Origin of the sequence: Neptuniibacter sp. QD37_6 (genome assembly GCF_047778085.1) — a bacterium.
GTDB lineage: Bacteria > Pseudomonadota > Gammaproteobacteria > Pseudomonadales > Balneatricaceae > Neptuniibacter.
Genome location: NZ_CP180550.1, coordinates 1,864,856 through 1,883,210 on the forward strand (window position 1 = coordinate 1,864,856; position 18,355 = coordinate 1,883,210).

Consider the following 18,355-nt stretch of genomic DNA (forward strand, 5'->3'; position numbering starts at 1 on the left):
ATCAGATCTGACGGAATACCAAGGTTCCGTTGGTTCCGCCAAAACCAAATGAGTTAGAAAGCGCTGCTTTTATCTCACAAGGCTGAGCGGTATGTGGAACATAATTTAGATCGCACCCTTCAGATGGGTTATCTAAATTAATAGTAGGCGGTGCAATTTGATCTCTGATCGCTAAAGCACAGAAAATAGCTTCAACAGCACCCGCCGCACCCAATAAATGACCGATCATAGACTTAGTCGAACTCATTCTTACTTTATCAGCAGCCTCACCTAAAACAGATTTAGCCGCATTAGACTCTGCAATATCACCCGCTGGCGTAGAGGTACCATGAGCATTGATATAGTGAACCTCTTCAGGCGCTACAGAAGCGTCATTGATAGCGTTTTGCATAGCCAAGGCTGCTCCCGCACCGTCTTCAGGCGGTGCTGTCATGTGATAAGCATCGTCACTCATCCCAAAACCTGCTAATTCGCAATAAATTTTAGCACCACGCGCTTTAGCATGTTCGTATTCTTCGAGTACAAGCACGCCTGCACCATCGCCAAGCACAAAGCCATCACGATCTTTATCCCAAGGACGACTGGCAGTTTCAGGAGAATCATTGCGCGTTGATAACGCTCGCGCAGAAGAGAATCCTGCAATACCTAATGGCGTAGTAGCCATTTCTGCGCCGCCAGCCAACATAACATCAGCATCGCCATACTGAATCATGCGCATTGCCTGACCAATATTGTGCGTACCTGTAGTACAAGCGGTCGTAATAGCGATATTTGGGCCCTTAAGGCCGTACTTGATCGCCAGGTTGCCACCGATCATATTGATAATACTACCTGGTACAAAGAATGGAGAAACGCGCCTAGGTCCCGTTGTATTTAGGATATCAACGTTTTTCTCGATCATTGGCAAACCACCAATGCCTGAGCCTATTGCACAGCCGATACGTGGAGCATTAGATTCAGTCACTTTTAGTTTCGCGTCATCAATAGCCTGTATACCTGCAGCCATGCCGTATTGAATAAACAGATCCACCTTGCGTGCTTCTTTGGCACTCATATACTGAGTAACATCAAAGTCTTGAACAGATGCCGAAAACTGAGTTGCAAAAGGAGAAGCATCAAAGTGAGTGATTGGACGAGCACCACTCTTACCCGCAAGTAAATTATCCCAAGTTTCTGAGACAGTATTGCCAATTGGGGTAAGCATACCGATACCGGTAATCACAACACGTCTACGTGCCATCTTTGATCTCCATATTCCAGACTAGGAAGTTCTACATAAATCAGAAAGTAACAATTCGCCAATTCTAACCGAACTGCTTAAAGCATTAAACGTTTGTAATTTGCAGGCAAAAGAAAAGCCGCTCTATCAGAGATAGGCGGCTTTTCGAAATTCTTGCTTGTAGCGAACGATTACTGGTGTGCGTTGATGTAATCGATTGCAAGCTGAACTGTAGTGATTTTTTCAGCTTCTTCGTCTGGAATTTCAGTTTCGAATTCTTCTTCCAGAGCCATTACCAACTCAACTGTGTCCAGAGAGTCTGCGCCAAGATCTTCAACGAAAGAAGCTTCTTGAGTAACTTCTTCTTCTTTAACACCTAGCTGCTCTGCGATGATCTTCTTTACGCGCTCTTCAATGTTGCTCATATCTATTCCTATCTTCTTATTAACACCGCATTCAAGTACGAAATGCGGTAAGAAATTTTATTAAAGCATCCCGGCTTTATCAAGCCAAGATTGTAAATTCATTCTCTACCTGACGGCACATTATCAACAATTAGCAGAAAAAAACAATTCCTTATACGGGTATTTACCCCATATACATGCCACCGTTGACTTGAATCGACTCACCAGTCACATAACCACCGCCTTGACTGGCTAGAAAACCAACAACGGCTGCAATTTCTTCTGGTTGACCCAAGCGATTCATTGGGATCTGAGATTTAAGCGCATCTTTATGCTCATCTGCCAATCCACTTGTCATATCTGTATCGATAAAACCAGGCGCAACACAGTTAACCGTGATGTTGCGAGAGCCCACTTCACGCGCTAGCGCACGCGTAAAGCCTTCCATACCTGATTTAGCTGCAGCATAGTTTGCCTGACCAGCATTACCCATAGATGCTACTACAGAGCTTACACTGATGATACGACCCCAGCGAGCCTTAGTCATGCCACGTAGACAGCCCTTAACAAGGCGATAGATTGAGTTAAGGTTCGTATTCAATACAGAATCCCACTCATCTTCTTTCATGCGCATCAAAATGTTGTCACGCGTAATGCCTGCATTGTTAACCAACACTTCAACCGTGCCAAATTCATCCTGCACAGTTTTTAGTACAGCCTCAACTGATGCACTATCAGCAACATCCAGCACTAGACCTGCACCCTTAACACCCGCTTCAGCAAGGTAAGCAGAAATTGCCTCTGCGCCCTTCTCGCTTGTAGCCGTACCAACAACCACAGCACCTTGACTACCAAGCTCTTCGGCGATCGCTTTACCGATACCGCGAGTAGCGCCAGTTACCAGCGCAATTTTACCTTCAATACTCATTTAAAAAATTCCTTGCGCGACAATTATTGACCTAACGCTTTTTCAAGACCCGCAGCATCATTGATTGCTGCAACACTCAAAGGCTTATGAACTTTTTTGTTCAAACCAGATAGCACTTTACCTGGACCACACTCTACAGTGCTTTCCAAGCCTTGCTCAACCAAACCTTGGATTGTTTTAGTCCAAAGTACAGGACTATATAACTGAGCAAGTAGATTTTCTTTTAATTCTTCAACTGAAGCTGGAATCGAAGCAGTCACATTTTGTACCACATCAATTTCTGGCATGCTGATTTCGATTTTAGATAACTCTTCAGCCATCTTTTCAGCCGCAGGCTTCATTAGAGCACAGTGTGACGGAACACTTACTGGAAGCGGAATTGCACGCTTAGCGCCTGCTTCTTTACAGTTTTCGATCGCACGATCAACTGCAGCTTTTTCACCTGCAATCACAATCTGACCTGGGCAGTTGTAGTTTACCGGAGAAACCACTTCACCCTGCTCAGCATCTTGACAAGCTTTCTCGATAGCATCATCTGCTAGGCCGAGAATAGCCGCCATAGCACCACTACCCGCAGGCACGGCTTGTTGCATAAATTCGCCACGCAGTTTTACTAGGTTTACACCATCAGAAAAACTGATTGCACCAGCACAAACTAACGCTGTGTACTCACCCAAACTATGACCTGCAACAACAGCTGGTTTAGCGCCATTCTGTTCCTGCCATAAACGCCATAAAGCAACACCTGATGTTAGAAGCGCAGGCTGAGTCTTATCTGTTTGATTAAGATCTTCTTCTGGGCCATTCTGAACCAAGTCCCACAGGTCGTAACCTAGAACTTCAGAAGCTTCAGCGAAAGTGTTTTTAATTACTGGATGTGTTTCAGCAAGTTCCGAGAGCATCCCTACTTGTTGAGAGCCCTGCCCCGGAAATACAAAAGCAAGAGTTTGCGACATGATGTCCTCAAATCGTCAATTAATACACGCCCTATGAATCAGGCCATTCGCCGTAGTTTACAACATTCATAGGTAATTAAAACTGTGTGGAGGGTATTAGGTAAGCCTTGCCTCTATTTCACTGCAAATCTTACGTGGAATATCTTGTTCTATCTCTGCCACAGCCTGATCAAGTGCATACCCAAAGCACTGCTGATTCGCTGATCCGTGGCTTTTTATTACTATTCCTTGCAGGCCGAGTAAGCTCGCACCATTACGACGCGATGGATCCATCTGCTTTTTCAAATCAGAAAGCACTGGCCTAGCCAATAACGCAAGAAACTTTCTATAAAGCCCCTGCTTAAAACTCGCCTGTACCTTTTGATTAATTAAGCGCGCTAATCCTTCGCTACTTTTAAGCGCGATATTACCTACAAAACCATCGCAAACAACCACATCAGCATTACCGGCATATAGATCATCGCCTTCAATATAACCGACATAGTTCAAGCCACCCTGCTCCTGAATCAAGCGCGATGCCAGTTTAACCTGCTCATTACCCTTAAGTTGTTCTTGACCGATATTCAAAAGCCCTACACGCGGGCTCTCAATATTCTCGACGGCGGCCGTCATCACCGATCCCATAATCGCAAACTGCAACAGATGCTCTGCACTGCAATCCACATTCGCACCTAAATCCAAGAGATAGCAATGGCCTTTAGCCGTAGGGACTGATGAGATAATCGCAGGACGATCTACGCCGGGTAACATTCTAAGAATATACCGACCAAGCACCATTAAAGCACCTGTATTACCAGCGCTCACACAAGCTTGAGCCGAACCCTCTTCCACAAGCTGAATAGCTTTGTACATTGAAGATTCCTGGCCATTACGAAGTGTTTGAGATGGCTTAGCTGACATAGAAATAGTGTCAGGCGCATGAACAACATCGACACGACAAGAAACATCAGGATTCAGTCCATTAAGGAAAGGCTGAATGACATCGCTGTGACCGATAAGTTTTGCTGATAAACGAGAATGACGCGCTAGGGCATCGAATGTGGCGGGAATAGTAACGCGGGGACCGAAGTCCCCGCCCATCACATCAACTGCAATGGTGTAGTAATCTGACAAGCTTATTCGTCATCCTGCTTGTTGATTACCTGCTTACCACGGTAAAAACCGTCAGCAGATACGTGGTGACGACGGTGAGTTTCACCGGTAGTTTCTTCTACAGATAGAGTCGGGTTACCCAGAGCATCGTGGGAACGACGCATGTCGCGACGGGAACGAGACTTCTTACTTTTCTGAACTGCCATGACTAAATAGCTCCTGGTTCTTTCTATTTGTTGTCGGCTTTCAACTGAGCCAACACACTAAATGGATTCGGTTTTTCGTTTTCTTCTGTCACTGCCTCGCCGAAGGAAGTATTGATAGAGCAGTCATCATGATAAGCATCATGCGGTAAACTCAGAATCAACTCTTCTTCTATAACAGGCAGTAACTCAATCTCTTCACCCTCAACAATGAGGGGGTCATAACTGCGAGGTAACTGCTGAGCAGCCTCCTCACTGGCCGCAACTCCAAGATTAAAATCTGCCTCTACGGCAACCTCTACTGACTCCAAGCAACGCTGACACGTCATAGTTACATGACCTGTGGCACTGCCTGTGAGAGTTCGAATTCGCTGCTCATCTACTGCAAATTGAAGATCGACATTAAACTCCCCTTCTTTATCGACTAACGCCTGACAAAGATTGGGCATGTCCTTCAGTGCAGCTTGGCCTGCGATTCGCACTTCCCGCTCAGCAAGTTTTCGCGGGTCTACTCGTTTAGGTAATGGACCGTTTGACATAAGCGCGCAATTCTAGGGCCCGAAGCCCGTTCTGTCAAAGACTTTGGGGTTTAATTCTACAATAAAACCGCTAATATTTATGCCTTCGCATATTCATGGTCAAAAAATCACATGAGAAATCTAATTTTAGCCTCTAGCTCACCCTTCCGTCGCCAAATTTTGGACAAATTAAATTTGGAGTATTCATGCATTTCACCAGACATTGACGAATCGGCATTAGAGAATGAATCAGCAGAGCAATTAGTTGCACGTTTATCTGCTAGTAAAGCACAAAAAGTTGCCGAAGAAGCACCTAACTCATTGATTATTGGATCGGATCAGGTCGCAGTTTTAGGTGACGAGATACTAGGCAAACCTCATACCCATGAGAATGCTGTGAAACAACTACAAAAGCTATCGGGTAATGCGGTTACATTTTTAACCGGCCTTTCTTTACTCAACTCAGACACTGGCCAGTGCCAAACAGAAGTTGTTCCATTTAAGGTTTATTTTAGAGAACTCACCACTTCTATGATCGAAAACTACCTTCGGGCTGAAGAACCATATAAATGCGCAGGCAGTTTTAAATCTGAAGCCTTAGGCATTGTACTGTTTGACAAACTCGAAGGCGAAGATCCGAATACACTTATCGGCCTACCTTTGATCCGATTAGTAAGAATGTTAGAGAAAGAAGATCTAAACGTTTTATAAGAAAACAACCTTATAAACATCAAACACAAAAAGGAGGGCTAAACCCTCCTTTTTTATTCTTCGTTCACACAAAGGGTTTAACGAAGCTCATGACTCTTTGTATTGACACCTAGTTCAGCCGTAATTGCTTTCGCAAAGCTTACGCCTAACTCATCAATAATTTGCTTCCAAGGCTCCTGCTTAGGAGAGTAATCAACCAGCTTCTCAACTTTAATTACTTCTCGTGCAACGTAGCTAGAACTACCTAGTGCATCAACCAAACCAAGTTCAATTGCCTGCTCGCCACTCCAAACCAGACCAGTGTATAGCTTTGGATCGTCTTTAAGGCGATCTCCGCGGCCTTTACGAACCTGATCAACAAACTGATTATGGGTTGTATTTAGTACACTTTGCCAGAACTCTTCCTCACCACTATTTCTCGGAGAATAAGGGTCCAAGAATGCCTTGTGTTCACCCGCTGTATACAAACGACGTTCCACGCCGATCTTTTCCATCAGATCAACAAAGCCAAAACTGCCTGCTACGACACCAATAGATCCAACCAAACTCGCCTTATCGACATAGATATAATCTGCCGCGGCCGCAATGTAATAAGCACCCGACGCACCAATATCTGTAATAACAGCGTACAGAGGCTTATCAGGATAAATTGCTCGTAGACGTTTAATTTCATCATAAATATAACCCGATTGAACTGGACTTCCGCCAGGACTATTAATGCGCAAAATTACTGCTTTAGCGTTTGGCTCTTTAAATGCTTCGCGCAGCGACCAGATAATATTATCTGCACTAGCTTCATCATCTGAACTAATGACACCTTTCACTTCAATGATCGCAGTATGAACCTGCGGCTTAACATCAGCAGCGATATCTTTTCCGGCAAAGAAAATACCTAATAGCGCAAAAAGATATACAAATGTCAGCAGCTTAAAAAAGATTCCCCAACGGCGAGCCCGACGCTGCTCTGTAAACAAACCGTTTAAGGTTTTCTCAATTAACTTCCACTCTTTCTTACTCGCACCGTCTTGTTTCGCGTTTTCAACGGCGCGATCCAGCTTACTTCCTGTCGCTGCTGAAGCTTCCTGCTGTTTTGGAGCTTCATTTTGTTCAGATTCATTCCATGGATTATCAGACACACACTTCTCCTGTATCAGGCAAAAACACCCTGACTTTCTAACCAATTTTCCAATTCCGGAAACTCATGAACTTCCAAAACCGGGTTATAACCTTTTAAACGGTCTAAATGATGGGCACCGTAACTGACAGCGATAACATCCATACCGGCCTGTTTACCCATCTCTAAATCATATTCGGTGTCGCCTATCATAACAGCCTCAGAGGCTGAAACACCGGTTTCTTGTAGAATTTCCTCTAGCATTAGAGGGTGAGGTTTCGAGATAGTTTCATCGGCGCAGCGAGAAGATTCAAATAAATAACCTAACCCCGTTTCAGCAAATACACGATTTAAACCCTTGCGACTCTTACCAGTCGCTACAGCCATACGCATACCTTTACTATGCATCTGCTCTAAACTTTTTTGTGCCCCAGGAAACAGTGGTGAAGGCGTAGATTCATTACCTAAAAAATATCGCCCATAATTCTGTCGCATCAGCTCTATCCCATCCTGATCGACATCAGGAATCAGAATTTTAATCGCCTCAGGCAAACCTAACCCGATTATATTTTTAACTTCTTCATCGGTAGGAATATAAAAACCGCTATCCTTTGCTGCTAGCTGCATGCAGGAGATGATTTTGGCGGCAGAATCGATGATTGTGCCATCCCAATCAAAAATGAGTAGTTTGTACACTCAAACCTCTTAACTAATTCATAAGAAAGGAATCTATGTATATATAGAAGTACCGATAAAGGTCAAGATCAATGAAACAGCTTTCTTATTAGACTTTTCTTAAGGTAGCTCTTGCCTTGTAGCAATCGCATAACGTATATTTTGCAGACATTTTTAAAAAAGCCCGTCCATATGCAATTAAGTCGATTCACAGATTACACCCTTCGCGTTTTATTCTATGTTTCTACGAACGATGATCGTTTGGTGACGCTTGCCGAGATAGCAGGTTGTTACGATATTTCTGTAGAACACCTTCGCAAAGTGGTACATGCACTATCCAAGGCTGGACATTTAGATACCTTTCGCGGGAAAAAAGGCGGCATTAAACTAGCCAAGCCTCCTGCAGAGATAAATATTGGAGAAATTGTTGCCGATGCAGAAGGCAGACAACCGCTAATTAATTGTGGACAGCAACACTGTCGTCTAACAGGTTTCTGCACTCTCCAGCATGTACTCGGCGATGCTCAAAAAGCCTTTATGCAAGTCCTAGAAAAGTACACACTGGCAGATATGCTAAATAACGACGCGATGCGTGATAGCTTAATAACGACAAAATCGGTTTAGGTCGCCATCGCTGTCGCCAATTCTTCTTTCTTATAATTAAGCTCCAACCAAGGGAACAAGTTGCGCTCTTCAAATCGTACATGTTCCTTTAATAGCTCAGCAAAACGATTTACCACGCTCGAATCATCTCCACCCAACATGCTCAACAATTGCTTGTGATCATCTACAAGGCGAACCGCTAGCGACTCTCCCTCACCTACGAGCAATGGTAATAAAGCACGCTCTTCTTGATCGAAATGAGGCTTTAACTCTCTGTATAAAACCTCTCTTTTAGCCTGCCAGTATTCGTCAACCTCCCTATCAGCTTTTTTTCTTAAGTCATTGATATGCTTAACAGTAACCAAAGCTTTATGATGATCGTGGCTTAGCGGAATTAACGCTTCTACTCTTTTCATGCCCTCACTACCCTCACTACAAAATTTGCAAATTAATTATCTCAAGATTATTCGTAGCACACCAAACTTAATCAATTTGGATTTTCTTCGGTCAACCTCTTTAACATGGATACAAAATACATTATATTGTTTATTAATTCATTTCAAATACATTTTATGTGTGAGGACTTATGGTTATTTGGAGCAATACAGAATTAGTTGTCTACTCCCTCGTGCTAGGTATGATCTTATTTAAGTTCTGGACTGTATGGCATGTATCCAAAAAAGCGCAAGCCACTATAGAGGGCCGAATGATTTTCTTGTGGGGAATTATTGGAATGAGTACATTTGTTTTACTTGCGAAGACTTACATTTCTTACCAAATGAGCAACTTTTAAAAACAAAAAAGCCCGCTATGAGCGGGCTTTAAAAAATCGCGAACAGAATTAGTCTTCAGAAAGCTCTAGTTTTTCAGCAGAAATAAGTACGCCGTTGTTGTCTGCATATACATACTGACCCGGCTTGAATGTCACGCCACCGAAGGTAACGTCTACGTTTAGCTCACCAAGACCTTTCTTTTCAGTCTTCATTGGGTGGCAACCTAGCGCCTGTACACCAATGTCTAGATCGCTGATTGCGTTAACATCACGGATGCAACCGTAGATGATAATGCCTTCCCAGCCATTTTTTGTTGCTTTTTCAGCAAGCATATCGCCAAGCATTGCGCGACGCATAGAAGCACCACCGTCGACAACAAGCACTTTACCTTCACCAGGTAGAGCAACCTGCTCACGAACCAAAGAGTTATCTTCAAAAGCTTTTAGAGTAACGATTTCGCCACCGAAACGCTCTTTACCACCAAAGTTACCGAACATTGGCTCAACAACCTGTACCTGGTCTGGGAACTGATCACACAGTTCTGGTAAAAGATCTTCCACAATATGCTCCTTAAACTGGATAACTGCACCTAAGAACAGATGCTCTCAAAATCTAAAGCAGGTATATTCGCCGATTCATTGTGCAATTGCACTACTATTTTGGGTTAGGATTGAAAATGAGTTTAATTCTTAATAAAACGAGCTCTCTGAAAGCGACGATAGGTATCAGCACATTTGTATTTCTAGTTGGGTGTAGCCAAAAGCAACATACATTTTGTATTGAGGATACTGACAATTGCTCTCTGCCTGCCCCTCCTACACTTAGCCAACCCGCTCCAATCTTGAAAGACAACAAGCAAGAAACACTAATTACACGAGTTGTATCTGAGCTCCCGAAAGCCGTAAAGCCATTAGAGGCGATCACACAGAGAAACGCTTCTAACCAAACGAATGTTAAAATAATCGAACATATTCGCTTACCTACCACCAAAGATAACCGCGATGCCAACCTTGCATTAGTTGATAGCACAAACCGTCGTTTAAACAGTAAAGACGCATACACCATACAACTGGGTGCTTACAAATTAGAATCAAGTCGACAGACGGCTATCACCCGCCTTCAGAATAGCGAAAGCTTAAATCTATATAGTATGACCAACGGTTACTTAGGCCTTTCGTATGGTCGATATCAGACAAAAACGGAAGCGTTAGATAAAGCTACACAACTTAAAACACAAGGCTTTAAAGACCTTTACATCACAAAGGCCCGTTAAACAAAAAACGCAGCTTAAAGCTGCGTTTTTAGTAAGAACTGACAATTACTTATCCTTCAATAGGCTCAGCAGCTTCTGAATCGGGTGTGGTAATTGTTGATCATCAATGCGCTTAACCTGACTACGGCACGAATAACCTGTTACAAGTAAGCGATCTTTATTGCCTGGGTTATTCACCACTTCAGACCAGCTCAATTGATAGATCTCACGGGATGTCTCAACGTTCTGAGTTTCATGCCCGTACGTACCCGACATACCACAGCAACCTACCGCCTGAATATCAAGCTTCAAGCCCATAGCTTCGTAGATCTGCTGCCACATACGAATACTAGGTGCAGCATTGGTCTTCTCAGTACAATGAGCCATCAACTTAAATTCAGTGGTAGAACGGCTAGCCAAATCGAAAGCACCCAGCTTTTCTTTTTGGTTACTCAACCACTCTTGAATTAACTGAACTTTTGGCAGATCTTTCTCCGGAATCACATAACCGTATTCCTGACGGTAAGTCAGCGTCATTGACGGATCGATACCAATCATTGGTACGCCAGTATTATCCAGTTCTTTTAGCATCGCGCTGTTAGATTCAGCTGCTTTTTCAAACGCTTTCATGAAGCCATGAACATGCAATGGCTTACCATTTGGTTTAAATGGCGCTAATAAAACATGGAAGCCAAGTCCAGAGAGCAGATCAACAAGATCCAACACCAGCTGCGTTTCAAAGTAACTTGTAAATGCATCCTGTACGATGATTACCGCGTTGCTACGCTGCTCTTCACTCAAACTCTTTATTAGCTGTGGCGAAGCGAACTCAATCCCACGCGCTTTCATGCCAGTAATCAAGCTATTTGTACAAATTGTAGGGCTATCTACCATACCTGCATGCTTACGGAAGATCGCCTTAAGCACTTTGTTCTGCATTGCCCAGTTATATGGCGCTGGGAATTTAGACAACCACGGAATCATGCATTCCAATGAGCCAACCATATAATCTTTAGCAGGACGCAGGTAACGACCGTAGTAAACCTCTAAAAAGCGCGCACGGAAATCTGGAACGTTAACCTTAATAGGACACTGACCAACACAAGACTTACACGCCAGACATGCCATCATGGATTCATGTACTTCATGTGAGAAGTCGTACTCTTCTTCTTTTTTCTTCGCCAGCGTGTTTTTAATACGTTTTGGTAGAGAAGCAATAAAGGAGCTTGCTTTAACACGCTTAGCTTCTTCAACAAGATCGGTACCATTTTGCTCCATCAGGCGTAACCATTCACGAATCAGTGAAGAACGACCTTTGGGTGAATTAATGCGCTGACGAGTACCTTTCCATGATGGACACATCGCGTCATTTGGATCGTAGTTAAAGCATGCGCCGTTACCGTTACAGAACATTGCTTCTTTATATTCTTCACGCGTTTCTGAACTGATCTGGCGATCAAATTGACCACGCGTTGGCACTGCATCGATCTTAAGCAGCTCAGCACCATCAATTGCTGGCGTAGCGATTTTACCCGGGTTCATCTGGTTGCGCGGGTCAAACCCACCTTTGATTCGTTGTAGCTCAGGATACAACTCACCAAAGAACTCAGGTGCATACTCAGAACGAACACCTTTACCATGCTCACCCCACAACAGACCTTTGTATTTAACAGTAAGCGCTACCACTTCATCCGTGATATCACGGATTAAAGATTCCTGAAGCTGATCCTTCATATCGATAGCAGGTCGTACATGAAGTACACCCGCATCAACGTGACCAAACATACCGTACGCTAAGTCTCGATCATCCAGAACCTTACGGAATTCCATGATGAAGTCAGCAAGGTTCTCGGGTGGCACTGCAGTATCTTCCACGAATGGAATTGGACGTTCTTGACCTTTAGCGTTACCTAGAAGGCCAACAGCCTTTTTACGCATTGCCCATACTTTGTTTATCTCACCGGCACCATAAACAACAGAGAAGCCAAAGCTCTTACCAGCCTGACCCGCAACAGATTTAAGATGCTCTTCTAATCGCGCCACATCGGCTTTTAGAGATTCTTCATCATCGGATGTGTACTCAACTAGGTTGATACCACTGATCTCCGGCTCACCTTCCTCTTGCGGGAAATAGGCACTTACCGTGTCCCAGATAATATCGCCCATCGCAAGATTAAGTACTTTAGAATCAATAGTTTCTATGGATGTTGGGTTCCACTCCATTAAGTCTGTAGCGTCACGCAAAGATGATTCAAAACTGTCATACTTAACGTTAACCAATGCAGCGAACTTAGGAATTGGTAGAACATTCAACTTAGCTTCAGCAATAAAAGCCAAAGAACCTTCACCACCACAAAGTACCGAATTTAGATTAAAACGCCCTTCCTCATCACGGATATGCGCAAGGTCATAACCTGTGAGGCAGCGGTTTAATTTAGGGAATTTGGCATCAATCAGATCTTTCTTCTTGGTGAATACCTCATCTACCAGCCTATGGACTTCACCTACACGATCATCACGCTGCTTAATCTCATCCAGCTCTTCATCAGAAATCGGTTTAGAGTTCCAAAGCTCTCCACCCAAGAAAACCGAATTTAACTCCAGTACGTGATCACGGGTTTTACCGTACATGACCGAGCCCTGACCACTAGCATCGGTGTTGATCATACCACCTACTGTTGCACGGTTACTGGTAGAAAGCTCAGGCGCAAAGAAGAAACCATAAGGTTTTAGTGCACGGTTAAGTTGGTCTTTAACCACACCTCCTTGAACACGCACCCAACGCTCTTCTGCATTAATCTCTAACACTTGGTTCATGTGCTTAGATACATCAACAATCAAGCCATCTGTTAGCGACTGACCGTTTGTACCTGTACCACCGCCACGCGCGCTCAACTTTACTTCGGTAAAACGAGACTCATCCGCTAATTTGGCGATCAGTACCAAATCATCTGTAGATTTCGGGTACAGAACACCTTGAGGCAGCATCTGATAGATACTGTTGTCTGTCGAAAGAACGATACGGTTTGCGTAATCCTGATTCAGATCGCCGGCAAAGCCCGCTTTCTGTAACGCTTCGATAAACTGAAGGTAAATAGCTTCGGTAGTTTCGACTTGGGAAAGACGAGGGATCATAATACTGCCTCTATAAATGACCGTACTTCAAGAACAGTGCTCAATTGCTCTCATGCAGTCAAATGCTCAATTTGTGATATTGGGCGCAATAATGCAGAATTATCATTTATCAATCAAACGATAAAATTCAATAGATTAATTGATAATGACGAATAATATCTCAATTCGACATCTACGCGCATTTGTTGAAATCGTCGCTTGCGGCAGCTTTACCCGTGCAGCCGATAACTTGCACCTGACTCAATCCACTCTCACAGCGACAATAAAGCAGCTGGAAGATCAAGCAGGCTTAAAACTTCTAGATCGCACTACCCGCCGCGTTTTGCTAACCGGTGAAGGAGAAAGCTTTCTCCCTGTAGCAGAAAAGTTGATATCAGATTTTGATACTGCGTTTAATGATCTACAAGCCACCGCGACACAACAACAAGGCCAAGTAGGTATAGCCGCTTCGCCATCAATGATTGGTCGTGTACTGCCTTCGATAATCAAAACTTACCACCAGCAATATGAAAAGATAGGCATCTATCTTCGAGATGACAACGCGGGCGGTATAGAACAGCGAGTGCTCGATAATGAAGTGGACTTCGGCATTGGAGGTAACCACTCCAGACAATCAGAACTTAAATACCAACCGGTGCTCCGTGACCACTACGGTGTGGTTTTACCGTTCGATCATCCTTTAGCAACATTTAAAGAATTAGATTGGAGCCAAGTCAGTGATCTTGACCAAGTTCACTTAACAGAAGATACCGGCACACGAACTCAATTATTAAAACTACAAAAAGAGCAAAACCTAGATCTAAAACTACAAGGTGCCTTAATTGAAGTATCAACCCCAGCAGGCCTAGCAGAGATGGTTAAGGCTGACATTGGGATATCTCTTCTTCCTGCCCTTGCAGCGAGTACCAGTGCGTTTGATCAACTAGCCTTTGTTCCGCTGGCGAATCCGAGGTTAAAACGCGAGATCTGCATTATCACAAGAAAAGGCCGCGCCTTAAGTCCTGCAGCTGAAAGCTTGCTTAAACTGATCACCAGCCAATTTGAAACTGCGAGCCTGCCAAAATTTGTCGAGATTAATTAAGAGAAGAAATCATGAAGTAACGCAGGCATCCACATAATTTGAGAGCTCGATAAGATTACCGTCAGGATCACGCAAATAAACCGAGACAATCTTACCTAAGGCCCCTGTACGGTTAACCGGCCCTTCTAGCAAAGTTACATTGTGATCTAACAGATGCTGAATCACCTCTTCGATTGGCTGCTCAACGATAAAACATAGATCCGCACTACCCGGCTGAACTTGATCAGCTTTAGGCTCAAATTCATTCCCAAGTTGGTGCAAATTAATTTTTTGCTGACCAAAAACGAGCGCTATACGACCTCCCTTAAAGACAACCTTCTCCATACCTAAAACCGCTGTATAAAACTCCACGGTTATATTTATGTCCTTTACAGTTAGGACAAGGTGATCAAGACGCTCAATATTCACAACACTGCCCATTCAGGTTTGATTAGCACTCAATCTTCATCCTGCATAGCAAAAGAGAAGATACCTGCTTCAAGGCCTGCTAATCGAGCGACTATACAAGATTCTTCTTCGTCTGTTAGCTCCAACGATTCTTCGTTTGGTGTAAAAAAGTACTTATCCTTAAAGACATCAAACTGAATCTTCCCAAGAATACGGCCACTAGAGCTAATACAATCCAGTTCTTGCTCAATTGGAAAGAATAAAACCATTAAGAAATACCTTTATTACAACTTAGTTGCGCGGATGATAATAGTTGCTATCGCCAGACTCAATGCTGGTATTAATTGCTGCATAAAATTAAACCGCAACATCATTGATCAATACACATTCAGAAGACACAAACTCTATAGTTACATAAGCGTTATAACGGTACCTTTTCTTATAATTTGAAGAAATATGTTGAAACAGCCCCCTGTGACTGAATAGAATTGCCGCCTAAGAATTTGATTATGTTTAACATTCACTAATCAATTCCTTGTTAAACATATAGTTAGATCAATTTAGCCACTTAAGAATGTATGAATAAATGCTTTAGTCTGACCGTTTATTGACCCCGATCAATCGGTTTGCAAGAAATAGCATCTATATTGGCCTTCGACTAAATTGAACAATAATAATAAATAAATGCGTGGTTACCGGTGAAGAAGTCCGCTACATCTATTCGTAGTTTCCTACTCCAAAGAACGTTTATCTTTTCTGTTCTTGGATTCCTTGTTCTTGTTTCTGTTACTCATTATGCGTTCACTAAGAGCATTGAAAAAAATGCCAGTGTCATGGCCGAGCGTATTGCGAAGCAAACATTTAATTCTATGTATCTGGTCATGAGTCAGGGTTGGAACAGACACCAACTAGAGCAATTCATGAAACAGATGGAGAAAGACAATAAAGATAGCGATCTAAGCGTTTCTATCTTTCGTGGCAATCTCGTAACAGAACGATTCGGTGAGATGGAATCACCAGCCTTGTCGGACACTCACCGTAAAGTGCTTGAATCTGGCCAATCACAGCTGGTTTCTACTGACGATAGCATCAGCTACTACTATGCTCTTAACGCCAAAGAAGTTTGCACCCATTGCCACTCAAATGTGAATGATGGTGATACATTAGGCATGATCGAAGTAACTCAAGAGTTAGATAAGTCACTTTTAAATGCAAATAAGGAACTTATTCTAACACTGATCTTAGTTTCTCCATTGCCGCTATTGCTCGCATTTTTAGCCACGCGTCAAATCACATCTCGGATAGACAACTCGATAGAGCAACTAGCTGATAGTATTGACAGTATTGAATCTATTTCTGACCTATCCCGTATCGAAGAAGGTAGGGATCGTCTCGCATTCCGTGAGTTACAGGACATATTCTCGCAAGTAAAAAACCTCTCCTCCAAACTTAATGATATAGCTGTCGATAAAGAACTTCTTGAGTTTGAAATAAGACTATTAGAAAAATTTGTTATCACATCAGAAGTAGTTCGAGACTGGCGCGAATACGTAAATTTCCTGATTGTTGATATCAATAAGGTAATGAACGTTTACACCATGTTCTCTATCTTTAAGGTAGATAACGAAGTATTCGACCTAGAAGTATTCTGGCTACAACCTCCAAGCGAACGCACCCGTAAATCGATGGAAAAAGCCATCATGAAGCGTCTTGCTCAAGATGGTTCTCCTTTTGAACTTAGTGACATCAATATTCGTCATAACATGGTGAATGAACATGCAGAAGAGATTGATCTAGATGACAAAGCCATCGAGCTTCAAAGTAAATCACTACTAGTAGAAACACCGAAAATTGGCGGTATTGTCGGAATTGGGGTTCACTCAGATACTATTCAAGATACAACCAAACTACTCGTCCTTGAAAGCATTCTATCTACCCTGCTGAACGTAGTTGGCTCTGTTCGTGCAATCTATAAATACACCAAAGACCTTGAATATTATGCAACGCGTGACCCACTAACCAATCTGTATAACCAGCGAATGTTCTGGGAACTATTAGATTATGAGTTAGACCGCGCAGATCGCCATGACTATAAAGTAGCTCTATTGTTACTCGATCTAGATAACTTTAAGAGCATAAACGACGGCTACGGCCACAGCTGGGGCGATAAGCTGCTCGCTGACTTCTCTGAAGCATTGCAAAACGCACTAAGCAAAGACGCCATTATTGCCCGCTATGGCGGTGATGAATTTGTTATTGTATTACCAGAGAGTGATGTTGCTCACGCCGCACAAGTAGCCGAAACGATATTACTAACAAGTCGTAATCATTCTCTGTATTACGATTCAAACACCTTCCTGAAGCTAACTGGTTCTTTAGGTATGGGTATCTACCCAGACCATGCTCAAAACAAAAAAGACCTGTTTATGTTCGTAGACAATCTGATGTACCGTGCTAAAAACTCAGGTAAAGATCAGATCGCACTACCAAACGAAAATGAATTAGTAGACATTTTCAAAGAGATGTCAGATAAAACAGTGTTGGTAACCCAAGCGATTGAGCGTAAAGAGCTCATCCCTGCATTCCAGCCGATCGTCTGCTCCAAATCAGGCGAGATCCATGCCGTAGAGGTGCTTAGTCGAATCAAACTGTCTGGCGATAAACTCATGAGTGCGAGCGAGTTTATTGAGATTGCTGAATCTATTGGCAAGGTCCACCAGCTAGACTATATCGTCATGGACAAAGCGTTCGAACAAGTACAATTGACGGGATATGAAGGTAAAATATTCATCAACTTATCCCCTCGCTCAATCATAATTAGCGATTTCATACCAACTATTAAAAAGCTCGCTGAGAGCCACTCAATCAACCCTGAAAGCGTCGTATTTGAAATCACTGAACGAGATACAGTCAAAAACATCTCCGTCTTAGAAAGCTTTGTTATGAGTCTTAAAGACAAAGGCTTTGAGCTCGCAATAGATGACTTTGGCTCAGGCTTCTCATCTTTCCATTACCTTAAACACCTACCTATCGATTACGTCAAAATTGAAGGTGAGTTTATTGCTAACATGGCAAATGATGCCCGAGATATGGCCTTTGTGAATAGTATCTCTCACCTATCTCAAGAGCTTAATGTAGAAACAGTAGCTGAATTTGTAGAAAGCGAAGAAGTGTTAGCGCTGGTAGAAAAAACGGGTATTACATACGCGCAGGGCTACCACTTAGGTAAACCAAGTCCTGATCTTGAAGGAATTCTAAAAACAGCTGCTTTACTCGAGCATTAGGGGTTTAGATTATTTAGAAC

At 43.0% G+C, this 18,355-nt stretch carries 19 protein-coding genes; 5 read left to right on the plus strand and 14 right to left on the minus strand.

Translation table 11 applies throughout. The features are described 5' to 3' along the window. Window position 1 precedes the first annotated feature (1 nt). The 7 genes from fabF to ACMXYO_RS08935 all read right to left on the minus strand — a co-directional run bounded on the left by fabF (window position 2) and on the right by ACMXYO_RS08935 (window position 5,341). Window positions 2-1,240 (minus strand): beta-ketoacyl-ACP synthase II, encoded by a 1,239-nt coding sequence (fabF, locus tag ACMXYO_RS08905; protein WP_415884792.1) that lies wholly within the window; start codon window positions 1,238-1,240, stop codon window positions 2-4. A gap of 170 nt (window positions 1,241-1,410) precedes the next feature. Then, complete coding sequence (gene acpP / locus ACMXYO_RS08910; protein WP_007019607.1) at window positions 1,411-1,644, minus strand: acyl carrier protein; 234 nt, start codon at window positions 1,642-1,644, stop codon at window positions 1,411-1,413. A gap of 163 nt (window positions 1,645-1,807) precedes the next feature. Next, window positions 1,808-2,551 carry a 3-oxoacyl-ACP reductase FabG gene (gene fabG / locus ACMXYO_RS08915; protein ID WP_415884794.1) on the minus strand — a complete coding sequence of 248 codons (744 nt, stop codon included), beginning with the start codon at window positions 2,549-2,551 and terminating at the stop codon, window positions 1,808-1,810. Window positions 2,552-2,574: 23 nt separating this feature from the next. Further along, window positions 2,575-3,507, minus strand: a complete 933-nt coding sequence (gene fabD, locus ACMXYO_RS08920; RefSeq protein WP_415884795.1) for an ACP S-malonyltransferase — start codon at window positions 3,505-3,507, stop codon at window positions 2,575-2,577. A 96-nt stretch (window positions 3,508-3,603) separates the two neighbouring features. Beyond that, on the minus strand, window positions 3,604-4,620 hold the full coding sequence (gene plsX, locus ACMXYO_RS08925) for a phosphate acyltransferase PlsX (protein WP_415884796.1): 1,017 nt from the start codon (window positions 4,618-4,620) through the stop codon (window positions 3,604-3,606). Between the two features lie 2 nt (window positions 4,621-4,622). After that, window positions 4,623-4,805 (minus strand): 50S ribosomal protein L32, encoded by a 183-nt coding sequence (rpmF, locus tag ACMXYO_RS08930; protein ID WP_007019603.1) that lies wholly within the window; start codon window positions 4,803-4,805, stop codon window positions 4,623-4,625. 23 nt (window positions 4,806-4,828) lie between these two features. After that, window positions 4,829-5,341, minus strand: coding sequence for a YceD family protein (locus tag ACMXYO_RS08935; RefSeq protein ID WP_415884797.1), 513 nt, complete (start codon window positions 5,339-5,341; stop codon window positions 4,829-4,831). Between the two features lie 111 nt (window positions 5,342-5,452). On the opposite strand from ACMXYO_RS08935, the gene ACMXYO_RS08940 reads away from it, so the two are divergent. Then, window positions 5,453-6,031 carry a Maf family protein gene (locus ACMXYO_RS08940; protein ID WP_415884798.1) on the plus strand — a complete coding sequence of 193 codons (579 nt, stop codon included), beginning with the start codon at window positions 5,453-5,455 and terminating at the stop codon, window positions 6,029-6,031. Window positions 6,032-6,108: 77 nt separating this feature from the next. On the opposite strand, the gene sppA is transcribed toward ACMXYO_RS08940, so the two are convergent. Then, on the minus strand, window positions 6,109-7,167 hold the full coding sequence (gene sppA, locus ACMXYO_RS08945) for a signal peptide peptidase SppA (RefSeq protein WP_415884799.1): 1,059 nt from the start codon (window positions 7,165-7,167) through the stop codon (window positions 6,109-6,111). A gap of 14 nt (window positions 7,168-7,181) precedes the next feature. Further along, entirely contained in the window at window positions 7,182-7,841 is a 660-nt protein-coding gene (locus ACMXYO_RS08950) for an HAD-IA family hydrolase (protein ID WP_415884800.1), read from the minus strand. A 171-nt stretch (window positions 7,842-8,012) separates the two neighbouring features. Here ACMXYO_RS08950 and ACMXYO_RS08955 point away from each other — a divergent pair, with 171 nt between their 5' ends. Further along, entirely contained in the window at window positions 8,013-8,444 is a 432-nt protein-coding gene (locus tag ACMXYO_RS08955) for an RrF2 family transcriptional regulator (RefSeq protein ID WP_415884801.1), read from the plus strand. On the opposite strand, the gene ACMXYO_RS08960 is transcribed toward ACMXYO_RS08955, so the two are convergent. Together ACMXYO_RS08960 and rraA are read right to left on the minus strand one after the other, a co-directional pair. After that, entirely contained in the window at window positions 8,441-8,839 is a 399-nt protein-coding gene (locus ACMXYO_RS08960; protein WP_415884802.1) for a hemerythrin domain-containing protein, read from the minus strand. The two genes, ACMXYO_RS08955 and ACMXYO_RS08960, sit on opposite strands and share 4 nt — an antisense overlap. A gap of 425 nt (window positions 8,840-9,264) precedes the next feature. After that, window positions 9,265-9,756, minus strand: a complete 492-nt coding sequence (rraA, locus tag ACMXYO_RS08965) for a ribonuclease E activity regulator RraA (RefSeq protein WP_415884803.1) — start codon at window positions 9,754-9,756, stop codon at window positions 9,265-9,267. A 116-nt stretch (window positions 9,757-9,872) separates the two neighbouring features. Between rraA and ACMXYO_RS08970 the strand changes: the two genes are divergently transcribed. Beyond that, window positions 9,873-10,469: a hypothetical protein gene (locus tag ACMXYO_RS08970; protein WP_415884804.1), complete on the plus strand. Its 597-nt coding sequence runs from the start codon at window positions 9,873-9,875 to the stop codon at window positions 10,467-10,469. 45 nt (window positions 10,470-10,514) lie between these two features. Here ACMXYO_RS08970 and ACMXYO_RS08975 read toward each other — a convergent pair whose 3' ends face one another. Continuing rightward, window positions 10,515-13,583 (minus strand): FAD-binding and (Fe-S)-binding domain-containing protein, encoded by a 3,069-nt coding sequence (locus ACMXYO_RS08975; RefSeq protein WP_415884805.1) that lies wholly within the window; start codon window positions 13,581-13,583, stop codon window positions 10,515-10,517. Between the two features lie 145 nt (window positions 13,584-13,728). On the opposite strand from ACMXYO_RS08975, the gene ACMXYO_RS08980 reads away from it, so the two are divergent. Next, window positions 13,729-14,664, plus strand: coding sequence for a LysR family transcriptional regulator (locus tag ACMXYO_RS08980; protein ID WP_415884806.1), 936 nt, complete (start codon window positions 13,729-13,731; stop codon window positions 14,662-14,664). Window positions 14,665-14,673: 9 nt separating this feature from the next. Here ACMXYO_RS08980 and ACMXYO_RS08985 read toward each other — a convergent pair whose 3' ends face one another. After that, window positions 14,674-15,072, minus strand: coding sequence for a VOC family protein (locus ACMXYO_RS08985; RefSeq protein WP_415884807.1), 399 nt, complete (start codon window positions 15,070-15,072; stop codon window positions 14,674-14,676). Between the two features lie 29 nt (window positions 15,073-15,101). Then, window positions 15,102-15,320: a hypothetical protein gene (locus ACMXYO_RS08990; protein WP_415884808.1), complete on the minus strand. Its 219-nt coding sequence runs from the start codon at window positions 15,318-15,320 to the stop codon at window positions 15,102-15,104. A gap of 429 nt (window positions 15,321-15,749) precedes the next feature. Between ACMXYO_RS08990 and ACMXYO_RS08995 the strand changes: the two genes are divergently transcribed. Then, a complete protein-coding gene (locus tag ACMXYO_RS08995) occupies window positions 15,750-18,335 on the plus strand; it encodes a putative bifunctional diguanylate cyclase/phosphodiesterase (RefSeq protein ID WP_415884809.1) in 2,586 nt (861 codons plus the stop codon). Window positions 18,336-18,355 lie beyond the last annotated feature (20 nt).